Source organism: Bradyrhizobium sp. (assembly GCF_030646015.1).
Lineage (GTDB): Bacteria > Pseudomonadota > Alphaproteobacteria > Rhizobiales > Xanthobacteraceae > Bradyrhizobium.
In genome coordinates, this window is record NZ_JAUSLT010000121.1 from 66,485 (window position 1) to 82,218 (window position 15,734).

Consider the following 15,734-nt stretch of genomic DNA (forward strand, 5'->3'; position numbering starts at 1 on the left):
GATTGCGCAAGCGATCGTCTTGCGGACATAAAAAACCGCCCGGTTTTGCCGGGCGGTTTTCTGTCTCGCAAATCGCTTTGCCTGCAAGTTATTTTCTTACAAGTGCCCGGCTCATTCGCCGTTGCCGAAGCGCCGCGACCACCAGCCGGCCTTGCGCGGCTGGGTGTCGGTCGTTGTCTCGGTGGCGGACTGGGCCGGGGCTGACGCCGGCGGCTCAGGCGGAGCATGGGACACTGGGGCGGCTTCAGGCTGGGCGGTCGCCAGGAAGCTCACCTTTTCGCGCACGGTCGAACGGCGGCGCGCAGCGGCTCTCTCGGCCTCCTGCGCGGTCTCCGCTTCGCCGGATGCGCGCACCGGCTCGGGCTGAGGCTGAGCAGCAGGAGCGACGGCTTGCGGTTCCGGCGGCGCGGCCACCGGTTCGGGCTGAACATCGAGCGGAGCCCGTTCGGCTGAATAACCGTCGAAATCGGCCACCGCGCTGGAGACTTCCGGCGGCGATGTCGGGCCGAGTTCGTCCGAGATCGATCCGATCAGACCATCCTCGGGTCCGCCGCGCCGACGGCGTCCACCGCGGCGTCCGCGGCGGCGGGGCCGCCGTTCGCCGTCCGCCGTCTGGTCGGTGCGAACAGCGCCGGGCTGTTCCTCGGACTCGTCTTCGTCGCCTTCGGCTTCATCGGCAGGACCTGCGACTGCAACCTGGTCGGGCGCCATGCGCGGAGCGTCGGTGCTGTCGCGGACCGGGCCGCCTTCGCGCGGCTCGCCCGGACGGCCACGCCGCCGCCGCCGCCGCTTGCGCTTGTGACCCTCGGCATCGGTTTCGCCGCCGGCTTCCTCGCCGGCCGTGGCTTCCTCGGTCAGCCCTTCGGTCTCTTCGGTTTCGACTTCCGATTCGGTTTCGATATCGAACGACTCTTCCTCGTCCCAGGGCTCGTCGATCTGCGGCGGGAAGGCGGCAACCTGCGCCGCCAGCAGCGCCTTGGCCGCCTCCAGCGTATGCACCTGTTCGCCGCGGTCGATGATGAACGACTGCTGGGCGCTGACGGTGGCGTCGGCGATCACGGCCAGCGTCACCTTGAAGCTGCTCTCGAGATCGCGCAGATGGCCGCGCTTGTGATTGAGGACATAGAGCGCCACGTCGGTCCGGGTTCGCACCACCAGATTGTGGGTCGCGCCCTTCATCAGGATTTCTTCAAGCCCGCGCAGCAGCTGCAGCGCCACCGAGGATACCGAGCGGACATGGCCGCTGCCGCCGCACTGCGGGCAGGGCTCGGTCGAACTCTCCAGCACGCTGGCGCGAATGCGCTGGCGCGACATCTCCAGCAGGCCGAAATGCGAGATGCGCCCGACCTGGATCCGCGCGCGGTCCTGCCGCAGGCAATCCGACAGCTTGCGCTCGACCGAACGGTTGTTGCGCTTCTCGTCCATGTCGATGAAGTCGATGACGATCAGGCCGGCGAGATCGCGCAACCTGAGCTGCCGCGCGACTTCTTCCGATGCCTCGAGGTTGGTCTTGAGCGCGGTGTCCTCGATGTGGTGCTCCCTTGTGGAGCGGCCGGAGTTGACGTCGATCGAAACCAGCGCCTCGGTCTGGTTGATCACGATATAGCCGCCGGAGCGCAACTGCACGGTCGGCGAGAACATCGCGTCGAGCTGGCTCTCGACGCCCATCCGCGAGAACAGCGGCTGGCCGTCGCGATACTGCTTCACCGCCCGCACATTGGTCGGCATCAGCATCTTCATGAAGTCGCGGGCTTCCTGGTAACCGGCTTCGCCGGCGACCTGGATTTCGTCGATTTCCTTGTTGTAGAGATCGCGCAGCGACCGCTTGATCAGCGATCCCTCCTCGTAGACCAGGGTAGGGGCCTGCGATTTCAGGGTCATGTCGCGGACGGTTTCCCACATCCGGATCAGATATTCGAAGTCGCGCTTGATTTCCGGCTTGGTGCGCGAGGCGCCCGCGGTGCGCAGGATGATGCCCATGCCCTCGGGCACGTCGAGATCCTGCACCACGTCCTTGAGCCGTGAACGGTCCTGCGCCGAGGTGATCTTGCGGCTGATGCCGCCGCCGCGCGCGGTGTTGGGCATCAGGACGGCGTAGCGGCCGGCCAGCGAGAGATAGGTGGTCAGCGCCGCGCCCTTGTTGCCGCGCTCTTCCTTGACGACCTGCACCAGCATCACCTGGCGGCGCTTGATGACTTCCTGGATCTTGTACTGGCGGCGCGGACGGAAGGCGCGCTCCGGCACCTCTTCCATGACGTCGTCGCCGCCGACGGATTCGACGACTTCCTCTTCGGCGTCGTCGTCTTCTTCCTCATCGTCGTGAAGTTCGTCGGCTTGCGGCTCGGCCGCATGCTCGTCGTGGGGCGAAGCCGCGTGCTCGTCGCCGGCCTGTTCGGCGCGCGCCGCGTCTTCGGCATGGGCCGCATTTTCTTCGGCGTGCTCGGCGTGGACATGCTCGTCATGGCCGTGTTCTTCGTGAACCTCGGCCGCGGCAGCCTCGACGGCGGCCGTATCGGGCAGGGTTACTGCCGCCAGCGTCTCACTGACATGGGTCTCCGTGCCCCGCTCCTGATCGTGCTCGCCATGCGCATGGCCGTGATCATGCGAATGATCGTGCGCGTGATCAGGACCGGCATGATCGTGATCACGGCCTGCATGGTCATGATGCCCGGCATCGTCATGATCATGCCCGGTCTCATGCGCGTGGGTCTGATTGCCTTCGGCGTTCAGGTTTTCCTGTTGCTCCTGGCCCTCTTGCGGCGGGGCGACCTGCATCAGGTCGGGGCTGGCGTTATCGACGACCTCGCTCTGCACCCGCTCGCCGCTGCCGCGGCGGCGCTGGTTACGGTGGCGCGGACGGCGGCCTCGGTTGTTGGAACGATTCTCGGTTTCTTCCTCGGCCTCGCGATGGGCGCGTTCGTCGGCCTCGATCAGCGCCTGACGGTCGGCGACCGGAATTTGATAATAGTCGGGATGGATTTCGCTGAAGGCCAGGAAGCCATGGCGGTTGCCGCCATACTCGATGAAGGCCGCCTGCAGCGACGGCTCTACCCGTGTGACCTTGGCGAGGTAGATATTGCCGCGCAGTTGTTTGCGCTGGGCAGTTTCGAAATCAAATTCCTCGACGCGATTGCCGCGGATCACAACGACCCGGGTCTCTTCCGGGTGGGTAGCATCGATCAACATTTTGTTGGGCATTTTGCAACTCATGACGGCGGCGGGCGCGTATGACCGTGGGCGCATGTCGCGCCGCCGGGTGACGCGACGGTCCACCTGATTCGGGGGTGAGGGGAAGGCCAAAACGCAACCCGGGGCGCCGGGCCGAACGGGATCCTGTCGGAGCAAAACGACGCGCGGAGCTTTCGCTTCGCGGCGGCGCGATTCTACCGGGGATCATGGTCGGCAACACAGTCTGGCGCATCAAGCGTCGGCCCGTCTGAACACGTTGGCGGCAAGAATCGCCGCCTTGTCTATTCGCTGAAGACCCGGCGCGGCGCCAAAGCGCTCGCCGGCCATCGCATATCGGGCCTGGTTGGACCCGGATAATCAGTTATGCCGTGTCTGAAGCCGTCCCTGGAACAAGATGGTAACCTGGGACCGACGCCGCTCGGGCTCGAAACCGCCCTCCGTTTCAGCCGCGCGCTGCGCTGGCCTGTGGAGGGATCGGAAAGACGCTGGAATCCTCTGGGTTCAGAGAGTTCCGGCGCTGCACCGGGAGGCTGAACGCGACACAACCGGGAGTTTTAGCCGTCAGCCCCTCGTACATACGTGGATTGGCGCCCCGGTGCAAGGGAACTGAAAGGGAAGTGAATGGGAGCGTCGCAGCGCGGCAACACCGCACCTTAATCGTCGCCGGCACCTTAAGCTCTCGTTAACCCTGTGGCTCTATTGCGGTAAGAGGGCTGCTCGGAGGCACGGATTCGTTGGCGAGCCGCGCAAATCAGCGTGTTTTTAGGGGTTGGGTGCTATTGTGCGCCGCAGCATTGCTGTGCTCATCCGCCAGCATTGGCCGCGCGACCGAGGGTGAGGCGCCGAATCCCGCCGCAGGGTCCAACCTTCCGATCGCTTCCGAGGTCCGGCTGGCCGGCGACGCCAAGCAGACTCGCTTCGTTCTCGACCTCGACAGGCCGATCCAGTTCCGCGCCTTCGCGCTGGCCGACCCCTATCGGGTGATCGTCGATATTCCCCAGGTGAATTTTCAGCTCAAGGCCGGGGCGGGCACCGCCGGGCGCGGGCTGATCAAGGCCTTCCGCTATGGCGTCGTCATGCCCGGCGGCTCGCGGATCGTGTTCGATCTGGCCGGTCCGGCCAAAATTGCAAATTCCTATGTCCTGGAGGCCGCCAACGGCCAGCCGCCGCGGCTGGTGCTCGAGCTGGAACAGGTCGACCGCACTACCTTCGTTCAATCGCTGGGCGCCGAAAGCCGGCCCGAGCTGAAGCCCGCGATCTCCGACACGGTGGCTTCGATCCCCGCCGAGCCGAATGCCGCCGCCAAGCCTGCCGCATCAGGGGATGCGCGACCCGTGGTCGTGATCGATCCGGGACATGGCGGCATCGACAATGGCACCCAGGCCGGGGGCACCAATGAAAAGGAGCTGGTGCTGGGATTTGGCCTGGCGTTGCGCGATCGGCTGGAGAAATCGGGTAAATATCGCGTCGTCATGACCCGCACCGACGATACCTTCATTCCGCTCACCGACCGCGTCAAAGTCGCCCGCAACCAGTCGGCGGCGCTGTTCGTGTCGATCCATGCCGACGCCTTGCCGCGGCGCGAGGGCGACGCCCAGGGTGCCACGATCTACACGCTGTCCGACAAGGCCTCCGACGCCGAGGCGGAGCGGCTCGCGGAAGCCGAAAACAAGGCCGACGCCATTGGCGGGGTTAACCTGACCGAGGAGCCGACCGAGGTCGCCGACATTCTGATCGAGCTGGCGCAGCGCGAGACCCGCACGTTCTCGAACCGGTTCGCCCGGCTCTTGATGGGCGAGATGAAGACCACCGTGCGGATGCACAAGCACCCGCTGAAGTCGGCCGGCTTCAAGGTGCTCAAGGCGCCCGACGTGCCGTCGGTTCTGGTCGAACTCGGCTATGTCTCGAACAAGGCCGACTTCGAGCACCTGGTCTCGGAGAGTTGGCGTAACCGCACCGCCGGTGCGATGGCGCAGGCGATCGACGCGTTCCTGGCCAAGCGGCTGGCGACGGCCGGGGCAGGTAACTGAAAAGGGGGCCTTCCAGTGCGGAAGCCCTAGTTTGGCCACAGCGGCGGCATTATAGAAATGACTGCGAGAACGTCGGAATCGCGCTAAATTCGCTCGCCGCCGACGGAATATTTTATACGCCTGCGCGAGACGGCTGATCGCCAGGCGCGGACTTTGCTGAGGAAGCGCCGGTCATCGCGGCGCCAGGGCTGGAACGGAACTTCGATAATGCGCTTGCTGGTTCGGTTCATGGGTTTCTTGTTCGCCGCCGGCACCGTCGTGTTCCTGGTGGGCGTCGCCGCCGCCGCGGGGCTGATCTGGCATTATTCCAAGGACTTGCCCGACTATTCGCAGCTGCAGGATTATGAGCCGCCTGTCATGACACGGGTCCATGCGTCGGATGGGGCGCTGCTCGGCGAATATTCCAAGGAGCGCCGGCTGTACCTGCCGATCCAGGCGGTGCCGAAGATGGTCATCAATGCGTTCCTGGCCGCCGAGGACAAGAATTTCTACGAGCATGGCGGCATCGACTTCACCGGCATGGCGCGTGCCGCGGTGCTCTATGCGCAGAATTTCGGTTCCAACAAGCGGCCGCAGGGCGCCTCCACCATTACCCAGCAGGTCGCGAAGAACTTCCTCCTGACCAACGAAGTGTCGTTCACCCGCAAGATCAAGGAAGCCTTGCTGGCGATGCGGATCGAACGCACCTATTCCAAGGACAAGATTCTCGAACTCTATCTCAACGAAATCTATCTCGGCCTCGGCGCCTATGGCGTCGCCGCCGCATCGCTGGTCTATTTCGACAAGTCGGTGAATGAACTCACCATTGCCGAAGCGTCGTATCTCGCAGCACTTCCCAAGGCGCCGTCATCGCTGCATCCGGTGAAGAACCGCGATCGCGCCATCGAGCGCCGCAATTACGTGATCGACCGTCTGGTGGAAAACGGCTGGATCAAGCAGACCGATGCCGACAAGGCCCGCAAGGATGCGATGACGGTGACCAGCCGGAGCAACGCCGCGCACATCTTCGCCGGCGAGTATTTCGCCGAGGAAGTCCGCCGCGACGTGTTCGAGCGCTATGGCGAGAAGAAGCTCTACGAAGGCGGCCTGTCGGTGCGGACCACGCTCGATCCGAAGCTGCAGGTGATGGCGCGCAAGACCATGACCGCCGGGCTCGTGAAATTCGACGAGGCGACCGGCTATCGCGGCGCCGTCAGCAAGCTCGACATATCCGGCGACTGGGGTGTCAAGCTCGCCGACGTCAAGTCGCTGTCGGATATCTCGCCGTGGCGGATGGCGGTGGTGCTGGAAGTCAGCGATCAATCGGCGCGGATCGGTTTTCAGCCCGGCCGTGAACTCGGCGGCGCCGTCGCCAAGGAGCGGCAGACCGGTCTCGTTACGCTCGATGGCGTGAGATGGGCGAAGGCCGCCTCCGGGCCGACGCGCTTCAAGCCGCCGACCAACGTGGCGCAGGTGCTGGCGCCGGGCGACGTCATCTATGCCGATCCGCTGCTCGCCAAGGACGGCTCGATCGTCGAGGGCCAGTTCCGGCTGCGACAGATTCCCGAAGTGTCCGGCGCGATGGTGGTGATGGATCCCTGGACCGGCCGCGTGCTGGCGATGGTGGGCGGATTCTCGTTCGACCAGAGCCAGTTCAACCGCGCGACCCAGGCCTATCGGCAGCCGGGTTCGTCGTTCAAGCCGCTGGTCTATTCGGCGGCGATGGACAACGGCTATACCCCGTCCACCATCGTGGTCGATGCGCCGATCGAAATCGACCAGGGGCAGGGGGCCGGCGTCTGGCGTCCGGAAAACTATTCGACCGGCAAGTATTACGGGCCGCAGACGTTGCGCAATGCGCTGAAGCGCTCGCTCAACACGGTGACGGTGCGGCTGGCGCAGGATGTCGGCATGCCCCTGATCGGCGAATACTCCAAGCGCTTCGGGGTCTACGACGAACTGCCGAACTATCTATCGTATGCGCTCGGCGCCGGCGAGACCACCGTGATGCGGATGGTGACGGCCTATTCGATGTTCGCCAATGGCGGCCGCCGCGTGAAGTCCACCTTGATCGACCGTATTCAGGACCGCTACGGCCGCACCATCTTCCGGCACGACGCCCGCGAATGCCGCGGCTGCGACGCTCCCGGCGGCTGGAAGAACCAGCCCGAGCCGCAGTTGGTCGACCGCCGCGAGCAGGTGCTGGATGCGATGACGGCCTACCAGATCACCTCGATGATGGAAGATGTGGTGCAGGGCGGCACGGCCACGGTGCTGAAGGAAGTCGGCAAGCCGATCGCCGGCAAGACCGGCACCACCAACGACGAGAAGGACGCCTGGTTCATCGGCTTCTCGCCGGATGTCGTGGTCGGCATCTATGTCGGCTACGACAAGCCGCGCGCGCTCGGCAAGGGCGCCACCGGCGGCCATCTGGCGGCCCCGATCGCCAAGGACTTTCTCAAGCTCGCGCTCGCCGACAAGCCGGCGGTTCCGTTCAAGGTTCCGGCCGGCATCAAGCTGATCCGCGTCGACGCCAAGTCCGGCATGCGGAGCGGTCCGGGCGGTGGCGGCATTCTGGAAGCCTTCAAGCCCGGCACCGCACCTCCGGATAATTACAGCGTCATTGGTGTCGCCGATGCCGACGGCGGCCGCGATCGTCCGCTGATGGCACCGCCCGACGCCGGCTCGATCATGCGTCCCGGCACCGGCGGGCTTTGGTAGCCGATTGCACTTTGCGGCCGGTGCCGTTACATCCCCTCGACAACACCTGCCAGTAGCGGTTCGTCCCCCGCAGAATCAGAGAAACCATGCGCGCTGAAGTCGAACGCCTCGTTGAAGAGATCAAGCAGTCTGTCGGGCTGCTGAGGAGGCATCTTTGACGTCGATGCATCCACGGCGCGCCTCGCGGAGCTGAACAAGCTCGCTGAAGATCCCAATCTCTGGAACGACCCGCAGAAGGCGCAGAAGCTGATGCAGGAGCGCACCTCGCTGGAGGATTCGCTTCAGGGCATCGGCAAGGTCGAGCGCGAGCTCGAGGACAATGTCGGCATGATCGAACTCGGCGAGGCCGAGAACGATGAAGGCGTGGTGGCGGAAGCCGAGGCCGCGCTGAAGGCCCTGAAGAAGGAAGTCGCCCGCCGCGAGCTCGAAGCGCTGCTCGGGGGCGAAGCCGACCGCTTCGACTCCTATCTCGAAGTCCACGCCGGCGCCGGCGGCACCGAAAGCCAGGACTGGGCCTCGATGCTGCTGCGCATGTATACGCGCTGGGCCGAAAAGCACGGTTTCAAGATCGAGTATCTGGAGGAGACGCAGGGCGAAGAAGCCGGCATCAAATCCGCCACCATCCAGATCTCGGGCCACAACGCCTATGGCTGGCTGAAGACCGAGGCCGGCGTGCACCGGCTGGTGCGGATCTCGCCGTTCGATTCCAACGCGCGGGGGCACACCTCGTTTTCGTCGGTCGCGATTTTTCCCGTGGTCGACAACTCGATCAAGATCGACATCGCCGAGTCCGACGTGCGCGTCGACACCATGCGCTCGGGCGGCGCCGGCGGCCAGCACGTCAACAAGACCGAATCCGCGGTGCGGCTGACGCACATTCCGACCGGGGTGGCCGTGGTGTGTCAGGCCGGCCGTTCGCAGCACAAGAACAAGGCGCAGGCCTGGGACATGCTGCGCGCCCGGCTGTACGAGATCGAGCTGAAGAAGCGTGAGGCGCAGGCCGCCGCCGACCAGGCCGCCAAGACCGATATCGGCTGGGGCCACCAGATCCGCTCCTACGTGTTGCAGCCCTATCAGATGGTGAAGGACCTGCGCACCGGCGTGCAGACCTCGGATACCTCGGGCGTGCTTGACGGCGACCTCGACGAATTCATGGCGGCGACGCTGGCGCAACGCGCCTTCGGCACCGCGCCTCCGTCGATCGACGACGTGGACTAAATGACAAAGGTCGCTTTCATCGGGTTGGGCCGCATGGGCCATGGCATGGCCGGTCGCTATCTCGACGCCGGTTTCAGCGTCGCGGTGTGGAACCGCAGCAAGGCCAAGGCCGAGGACCTGATCGCGCGCGGCGCGCAATGGGCGACGTCGCCGGAAGATGCCGCGATTGGCGCCGATGCGGTCGTGACCATGGTTGCCGACGACGAGGCGTCACGCGCGGTGTGGCTGACAAAAGACGGCGCCGCCGCGACCATGAAGGCCGGCACGCTCGCGATCGAATGCTCGACGGTTTCCTACCGCCACGCGCTCGAAATGGCGCGGGTGCTTCGCGAACGTGGCATCGTTTACATCGACAGCCCGGTCACCGGTCTGCCGGACGCGGCGGCGACGGGAAAGCTGACGTTGCTGGTCGGCGCCGATCCGGCCGATCTCGAGCGGGCGCGGCCTTTCCTGACCCCGCTGTCGACGACCATCCGGCATTTCGGCGGGGTCGGGTCAGGCACGGTCTACAAGCTGATCAACAATTTGATGGGCGCGATCCAGATCGCCGGAATCGCCGAGGGCCTTGCGATGGCTGAGCAGGCCGGTCTCGACATGAAGCTGGTGCTGGAGGCGGTGGAGACCGGCGTTGCCGCCAGCCCGCAGGTGATCCGGCATTCGAAGCGCATGGTGGAGCGGAATTTTGCCGGCGCGACCTTCACGGCGTCGCTGCGGCACAAGGATGCGGCTTATGCCGTCGCCCTGGCCGAGAGCCTGCTTGCCGAAGCCCCCTTGATGGGACGTGCTGCAGTGCAAGCGTACGACCGGGCAAAAGCCAATGGTCCCAATGACGACGAAGGAAAAATGATTGAAGTCGTGTCCCGGCCAAGGGACGGCAAAGCGAAATAGCGCGCTTGAATGTAGCGCGGCGCTCCGGCATCATCTCTGCCTCTAGTTCGAAGTCCTTGTCTTGATGCCGGCTTCCGGCAGCTGGCGACCAATCATTCGTCATGGGGATCGTCATGAGAATTTCTGTAATCATCGCTATGGGAATCGCACTCGCGCTGGCCGGCTGCGGCAAGGATCCGGGACCTGCGGGACCTAAAGGAGAGACAGGCGCCCAGGGTCCCGCCGGTCCGCAGGGCGCGCAAGGCATTCAGGGCACGGCCGGCGCCCAGGGACAGCCTGGGGCACAGGGTCCGCAGGGGCCCCAGGGCGCACCTGGCGCCAAGGGCGACAAAGGCGAGAAGGGTGACAAGGGCGATCCCGCTGTCGCCGGCCTGAGGGTTGTTCAGGGCGACGGCGCGGCAAGCTGTGAGGCGAACGAGACCCTGGTGTCGGTGTTCTGTCCGGGCGGCGGCGCCGCTGACGGGGCGAAATGCTCGACGCCACCGACCGTCGGCCTGTGCTTGCGCAAGCCGTAGTGGCACGCGCCGCTCCCTCATGGTGAGGAGCGCGTTCGGACAGCGCGCCTGCGCTGTCCGGCGCGCGTCTCGAACCATCTGGCACAGCGCTGGTGCCAACCTTCGAGACGCCGCGCGAAGGCGCGCGGCTCCTCCAGCGACAACGGCGAAGCCGTTGCGCGGGGATGAGGTTCAGGTTGTTGCGGGAAATCGGGTGGCCGATGCGCCGGCTTTCGGGGTAAGCGATTGGCCCGATCACGCAGGCCCCCACCGCCATGACGCCGACCGACCAGCGCATCGACATCAGGGACTGGTCGCTGCTGTCAGTGCTTTCGGTGCTGTGGGGCGGCTCGTTCTTCTTCAACGGCGTCGTGCTGCGGGAATTGCCGCCGCTGACGGTGGTGCTGCTGCGGGTCGCGCTCGCGGCGCTGATTCTTCTGCCGGTGCTGTGGGCGTATCGCATTGGTTTGCCGCGGGGGTTTTCCGGCTGGAAGCCCTTCTTCGCCATCGCATTGCTCAACAACGTCCTGCCGTTCTCGCTGATCGTCACCGGGCAGACTTATGTTTCGAGCGGGTTGGCCTCGATCCTGAACGCGACCACGCCGCTGTTCACCGTGCTGGTGATGGCGGCGGCCGGCGACGAAAAACTGCGGACGCGTCGTGTCGCGGGCGTCGTCATCGGGCTGATCGGGGTCGCCATTCTGCACGGCCGGCACCTCGGCTTCAGCAGCGGCCAGGGGTTTGGCATCCTGCTCTGCCTTGCCGGCGCGTTCAGCTACGGACTGTCGGCGCTCTATGCGCGACGAAAACTCTCGGACTCGCCGCCGCTGGCGACCGCGACGTTCCAGATGATGGCGTCGAGCCTGATGATGGCGGTCATCGCCGGCGTGGTCGAGCGTCCCTGGCAATTGCCGATGCCCGGCGTGATGACATGGCTGGCGCTGCTGGGGCTCGCGAGTTTGTCGACCGCGCTGGCCTATATCGTATTCTTTCAGATCCTGCGACGGTCGGGCTCGACCAATGTCATGCTGGTCACGCTGTTGATTCCCGTCACCGCCATCCTGCTCGGCTATCTCTTTCTGGGCGAAACCATGAATCTTGCCGAGATCACAGGCGCGCTGGTGATCGGCAGCGCACTGCTGGTGATCGACGGGCGTGTGTTCGGGTTCATCAGGGGCGTTGTTTCCATTCCGAAAGCCAGCCGGTAAACCGGCCGCTGTCGCGCTCGCCGCCGTGCCAGGCCGCGGTGACTGTGCCGTCATCGGCCACCAGCAGCACCGCGTCGAGGCCTTTTGAACGGCGCAGCGTATCGATCGCCTGGTGCGGGGACTGCGCGATCGGACCGGCGACATTGAACGAGGTGTTGACGGAGATCTCGACGCCGATGTGGCGGCCGAGCGCCTTCAGATACGCGTAGGTGAGGGGATCGTCTTCCGCCCGCACGATCTGGATCCGCCCGGTGCCGTCGGCGTGAATCACCGCCGGAATTTTTTCGCGTGCGCCCGGCTTCGATGGCGCGGTCAGCACCATGTAATTATAGGCGTTGTAACCGGCGTCGGAGGCGCCCTCGTGCAAATCGAAATATCGGTGAGCCGCTTCCAGCGTCGCCATCGGCGCCAGCGGGCGGATCGCTTCGCGGTATTTGACCCGTTCGTTGAGCCGTTCGCGGGCTTGCGCGTCGCAGGGGTTGGCAAAGATCGAGCGATGTCCGAGCGCGCGCGGCCCGGTTTCGGCGGCACCCTGATACAGCGCGATGATGCCGCTCCGCGCCACGATATACGCCATCAGATCGGCCACGGCGTCGCGCCCCTCCGGCGTCGAGATGTCGCCGATCCCTTGTGAGGCGATGTCGGCGCCCTGCAGCGCGGTTGCGATGTCTTCATGCCGTGGCGGCAAACCGCAATAGAACGCATGCGTCATCGGTGTACCCCGCGGCGCGCCTGCCAGATGTGCGAACAGCCAGGCCGCGCCGATGGTGACGCCGGGATCGCCGGGTGTCGGCGGCACCCACAGATGCAGGCGGGCCTGGCGCTGCTGGTGCTTCGCGAACCATTTTTCGTCGAAATGCTCAAGCAGCCGCATATTGCCGACGGCGTTCAGCGCCACGCCGCCGGTCAGCACCAGCCGGCTCGCGCCGGTCAAGCGCAGCAGATGGTCGACGACATGGATCATGGCGTCCTCGAACACCAGTTGCGTCGCGGCGGCCTTGTCGAGACGATCCTGCGTATCGGGCCGGTGCGTGATGTCCTCGACCCGCAGCACCGCGTCGGGATTCCAGAGCTGGTCCGGCTTTAACGGCTCGCCGAGGATGTCGATCAGCGACGCCTTGTAGGGATGATCGAACGGGTCGCAGTACCAGTTGGCTAGCGCGCGGTTGATCCGGACCTCGCCATCAGCACCGAAATCCAGAACGTCCCGCAGCCGCGCGTAATAGGGATTACTGGCACGGTTCATGTCGCCCCATGCGGCGGCGCCCATGTAGCGGCCCTCGCTGGACAGCCAGGTCCAGCCGCCCTGGGTCGATGAAATCACGCTGTAAAAGGCGCCGAGCGAGTCGAACATGCTGTCATTGCAGCTGAGCTGCCGCATCGCGCCGTGTTCGGCGACATAGAGCGAGATCGATCCCTTGTCGCCGGTGCCGTCGAGCACCGCGATCGCGACAGGCTCGCCATCGTCGGCGAACGGCGACGCCGCGAAGGAAAACCAGGCGTGGTTGTCATGGTGCGGCAGGCAGATCAGCGGCACCCGTTCGGCAAGCCCGAGCTGCCGTTCGAGAATCTTGGGCGTTCGCGTCATCTGGTCGAGCCGGCGGCCGTCGAAGCCGGCGGCTTCCGTGGTACGCAGTAGTTTCAGGCTCTGCGGCGCTTCCTCCAGCACCGAGCGGGCAATGGTGCCGCAGAGGGTCGGGTAATCCCAGCTGGTGAGCCAGGCGTCGATATCGGCGATATCGCGGCCGATGCCCCGCAGCGTGGCCACCATCGCGTCGATCGAATGGTGCGGATATTCTGTCGTGTGCTTGTTGCCGGAAAAGCGCTCTTCCTCGTTGTTGACGATCAGGCGCGGTCCATTGGCCTGCGTCACCTCGACCAGCGCCACGCCCGAATTGTGGGTGCCGGGCGGCCCCAGCCCGGCCAGATACACAGTCTCGCCGCGTTGCAGTTTGTCGCGGACATGCGCGATCCGCCGGTCGGCAAATTCCGAGCCGAGCTGGTGAAAACCCGCAGCCGCGAACACCCGCGCGCAGAGCCACCGCATGGCGCGGAATCCGGCGGCGCCGAGCCGCGGATGTCTGGGACCAATTCGCTTGTTCGGCGGGCTCAACGGGCGGTGCCTCGGGCAGGGGATTGGAATCGTTGCGTGGTCGCATCAATCATAATTGGCGGCGCGCAACAATGCTTGTTTCATACGACGGAATAAGCCCGCGCTTGCGTGCGCGCGCCCGGCTTGCGACACTTCCGCAAAACAAAGACCACTAGGGGAGTGAGCGATGCTGGATCGTGCGATAAGTGTTGTTGCGCTGAGCCTTGCCGCAGCCGTCGCCTTGACGACCGCGGCGTCGGCCCAGAAGAAGTACGATCCCGGCGCCAGCGATACCGAGATCAGGATCGGCAATATCATGCCGTATAGCGGTCCGGCGTCGTCCTATGGCACCATCGGCAAGGCGCAGGCTGCCTATTTCAGGAAGATCAACGACGAGGGCGGCATCAACGGCCGCAAGATCAATTTCATCAGCTATGACGACGCCTTCAGTCCGCCGAAAGCCGTCGAGCAGGCGCGCAAGCTGGTGGAGAGCGACGAGGTGCTGCTGGTGTTCCAGCCGCTCGGGACCCAGTCCAACTCGGCGATCCAGAAATACATGAACGCCAAGAAAGTACCGCAGCTGTTTGTCGCGACCGGCGCCACCAAATGGGGCGATCCGCAGAATTTTCCGTGGACCATGGGCTGGCAGCCGAACTATCAGAGCGAGGGCCGCATCTACGCCGCCTACATCCTGAAGAATTTTCCGAACGGCAAGATCGCGGCGCTTTGGCAGAACGACGACGCCGGCAAGGACCAGATGAAGGGCGTGCGCGACGGCCTCGGCGCCAAGGCCAACATGATCATAGCAGACAAATCCTACGAGATCGGTGATCCCACCATCGACTCGCAGATCGTGGCGCTGAAGGATTCCGGCGCCGATATCTTCATGACCTGGGCGGCGCCCAAGGGCGCGGCGCAGGCGATCCGCAAGGTCGCGGAACTCGGCTGGAAGCCGGTGTATTTCATCGGCAACGTCTCGACCTCGGTGGCCGCGGTGCTCAAGCCGGCCGGCCTCGACAACGCCAAGGGTCTGATCTCGACGGCCTACATCAAGGATCCGACCGATCCCGTGTGGAAGGACGATGCCGGGATCAAGGCGTGGGCGGCCTTCACGGACAAGTATTTTCCCGACGGCGACAAGACCAACAACAGTAACGTCTATGGCTATGCCTCGGCGCAGACCATGGTTCAGGTCCTGAAGCAATGCGGCGACAATCTCACGCGCGAGAACGTCATGAAGCAGGCCGCCAGCCTGAAGGATTTTTCCAGGGACGTATTATTGCCGGGGATCAGGATCAACACCGGCCCGAACGACTTCTTTCCGATCGAGCAGATGCAGCTGATGCGCTTCAACGGCGAGAGCTGGGAGCTATTCGGCGACATTATTGCAGGCGAGGTCGGGCACTGATGGACGAGTGTTGCTGCTCATCCGACACACTCAACACCCTCATGGTGAGGAGCGCACGGGCAGCGCACTTGCGCTGCCCGTGCGCGTCTCGAACCATCTGGCACATGGCCTGCTGCCATCCTTCGAGACGCCGCACGAAGCGCGCGCGGCTGTTCAGGATGAGGTCAGTGGTTGTTGCAGAGGAGCGGTCGACTATTCGGTAATTTCCGGCTCCACCAGCGCCTGGAGCTGGTTGAGCGATTGCTGCCAGCCGAGATAGCACGATTCAACCGGAATGACCGCCGGCAGGTTTGTCACCAACAATGCCACCCAGATGATGATTGTCGCTACCTGGGCCAGCCAGAATTGCGATCGCGAAATCCGGCCGTCGAAGCCGAACAGCATGTCACGCAATTGCACGCGTCCAGCGGCGGTGAGAAGCAGCTCCTTCAAACCCATTCTGCGGGATTTCTCGTCTGGACGGCCGAGGAACGGTCGGCCGTGATTGCGCGGTCAGGTTGTCTTCAT

At 64.7% G+C, this 15,734-nt stretch carries 9 protein-coding genes and 1 pseudogene; 7 read left to right on the forward strand and 3 right to left on the reverse strand.

Features of this window, described 5'->3' with window-relative positions; translation table 11 throughout:
• Positions 1–111 precede the first annotated feature (111 nt).
• Positions 112–3,198 (reverse strand): ribonuclease E/G, encoded by a 3,087-nt coding sequence (locus Q7T45_RS19185; protein WP_304872702.1) that lies wholly within the window; start codon positions 3,196–3,198, stop codon positions 112–114.
• A 725-nt stretch (positions 3,199–3,923) separates the two neighbouring features.
• Between Q7T45_RS19185 and Q7T45_RS19190 the strand changes: the two genes are divergently transcribed.
• From Q7T45_RS19190 to Q7T45_RS19215, 6 genes are all read left to right on the forward strand, one after another.
• Positions 3,924–5,219 (forward strand): N-acetylmuramoyl-L-alanine amidase, encoded by a 1,296-nt coding sequence (locus Q7T45_RS19190; protein ID WP_304872703.1) that lies wholly within the window; start codon positions 3,924–3,926, stop codon positions 5,217–5,219.
• 207 nt (positions 5,220–5,426) lie between these two features.
• Positions 5,427–7,919 (forward strand): penicillin-binding protein 1A, encoded by a 2,493-nt coding sequence (locus Q7T45_RS19195; protein ID WP_304872704.1) that lies wholly within the window; start codon positions 5,427–5,429, stop codon positions 7,917–7,919.
• Between the two features lie 86 nt (positions 7,920–8,005).
• Positions 8,006–9,137, forward strand: a protein-coding gene (prfB, locus tag Q7T45_RS19200) for a peptide chain release factor 2 (protein WP_304872705.1) whose coding sequence is annotated in 2 segments (ribosomal slippage) — positions 8,006–8,074 and positions 8,076–9,137 — 1,131 coding nt in all. Because the reading frame shifts where the segments join, the coding sequence is not laid out codon by codon here.
• Positions 9,138–10,025, forward strand: coding sequence for an NAD(P)-dependent oxidoreductase (locus Q7T45_RS19205; RefSeq protein WP_304872706.1), 888 nt, complete (start codon positions 9,138–9,140; stop codon positions 10,023–10,025).
• A gap of 113 nt (positions 10,026–10,138) precedes the next feature.
• Positions 10,139–10,540 (forward strand): hypothetical protein, encoded by a 402-nt coding sequence (locus Q7T45_RS19210; RefSeq protein ID WP_304872707.1) that lies wholly within the window; start codon positions 10,139–10,141, stop codon positions 10,538–10,540.
• A 254-nt stretch (positions 10,541–10,794) separates the two neighbouring features.
• Positions 10,795–11,727: a DMT family transporter gene (locus Q7T45_RS19215; protein ID WP_304872708.1), complete on the forward strand. Its 933-nt coding sequence runs from the start codon at positions 10,795–10,797 to the stop codon at positions 11,725–11,727.
• Here the strand turns inward: Q7T45_RS19215 and Q7T45_RS19220 are convergent.
• A complete protein-coding gene (locus tag Q7T45_RS19220) occupies positions 11,690–13,774 on the reverse strand; it encodes a carbamoyltransferase C-terminal domain-containing protein (protein ID WP_304872709.1) in 2,085 nt (694 codons plus the stop codon). The two genes, Q7T45_RS19215 and Q7T45_RS19220, sit on opposite strands and share 38 nt — an antisense overlap.
• A 232-nt stretch (positions 13,775–14,006) precedes the next feature.
• Here Q7T45_RS19220 and Q7T45_RS19225 point away from each other — a divergent pair, with 232 nt between their 5' ends.
• Positions 14,007–15,227 carry an ABC transporter substrate-binding protein gene (locus Q7T45_RS19225; protein WP_304872710.1) on the forward strand — a complete coding sequence of 407 codons (1,221 nt, stop codon included), beginning with the start codon at positions 14,007–14,009 and terminating at the stop codon, positions 15,225–15,227.
• A gap of 192 nt (positions 15,228–15,419) precedes the next feature.
• On the opposite strand, the pseudogene Q7T45_RS19230 reads toward Q7T45_RS19225, so the two are convergent.
• Positions 15,420–15,515: pseudogene (locus tag Q7T45_RS19230) on the reverse strand (toxin); the annotation flags it as partial.
• Positions 15,516–15,734 lie beyond the last annotated feature (219 nt).

What these genes read in the sequence shown, in the direction of transcription:
- Q7T45_RS19185 (WP_304872702.1), bottom strand. Translation starts at nt 3,198, where the DNA reads ATGCCCAACAAAATGTTGATCGATGCTACCCACCCGGAAGAGACCCGG.
- Q7T45_RS19195 (WP_304872704.1), top strand. Translation starts at nt 5,427, where the DNA reads ATGCGCTTGCTGGTTCGGTTCATGGGTTTCTTGTTCGCCGCCGGCACC.
- Q7T45_RS19205 (WP_304872706.1), top strand. Translation starts at nt 9,138, where the DNA reads ATGACAAAGGTCGCTTTCATCGGGTTGGGCCGCATGGGCCATGGCATG.
- Q7T45_RS19210 (WP_304872707.1), top strand. Translation starts at nt 10,139, where the DNA reads ATGAGAATTTCTGTAATCATCGCTATGGGAATCGCACTCGCGCTGGCC.
- Q7T45_RS19215 (WP_304872708.1), top strand. Translation starts at nt 10,795, where the DNA reads ATGACGCCGACCGACCAGCGCATCGACATCAGGGACTGGTCGCTGCTG.
- Q7T45_RS19220 (WP_304872709.1), bottom strand. Translation starts at nt 13,774, where the DNA reads ATGCGGTGGCTCTGCGCGCGGGTGTTCGCGGCTGCGGGTTTTCACCAG.
- Q7T45_RS19225 (WP_304872710.1), top strand. Translation starts at nt 14,007, where the DNA reads ATGCTGGATCGTGCGATAAGTGTTGTTGCGCTGAGCCTTGCCGCAGCC.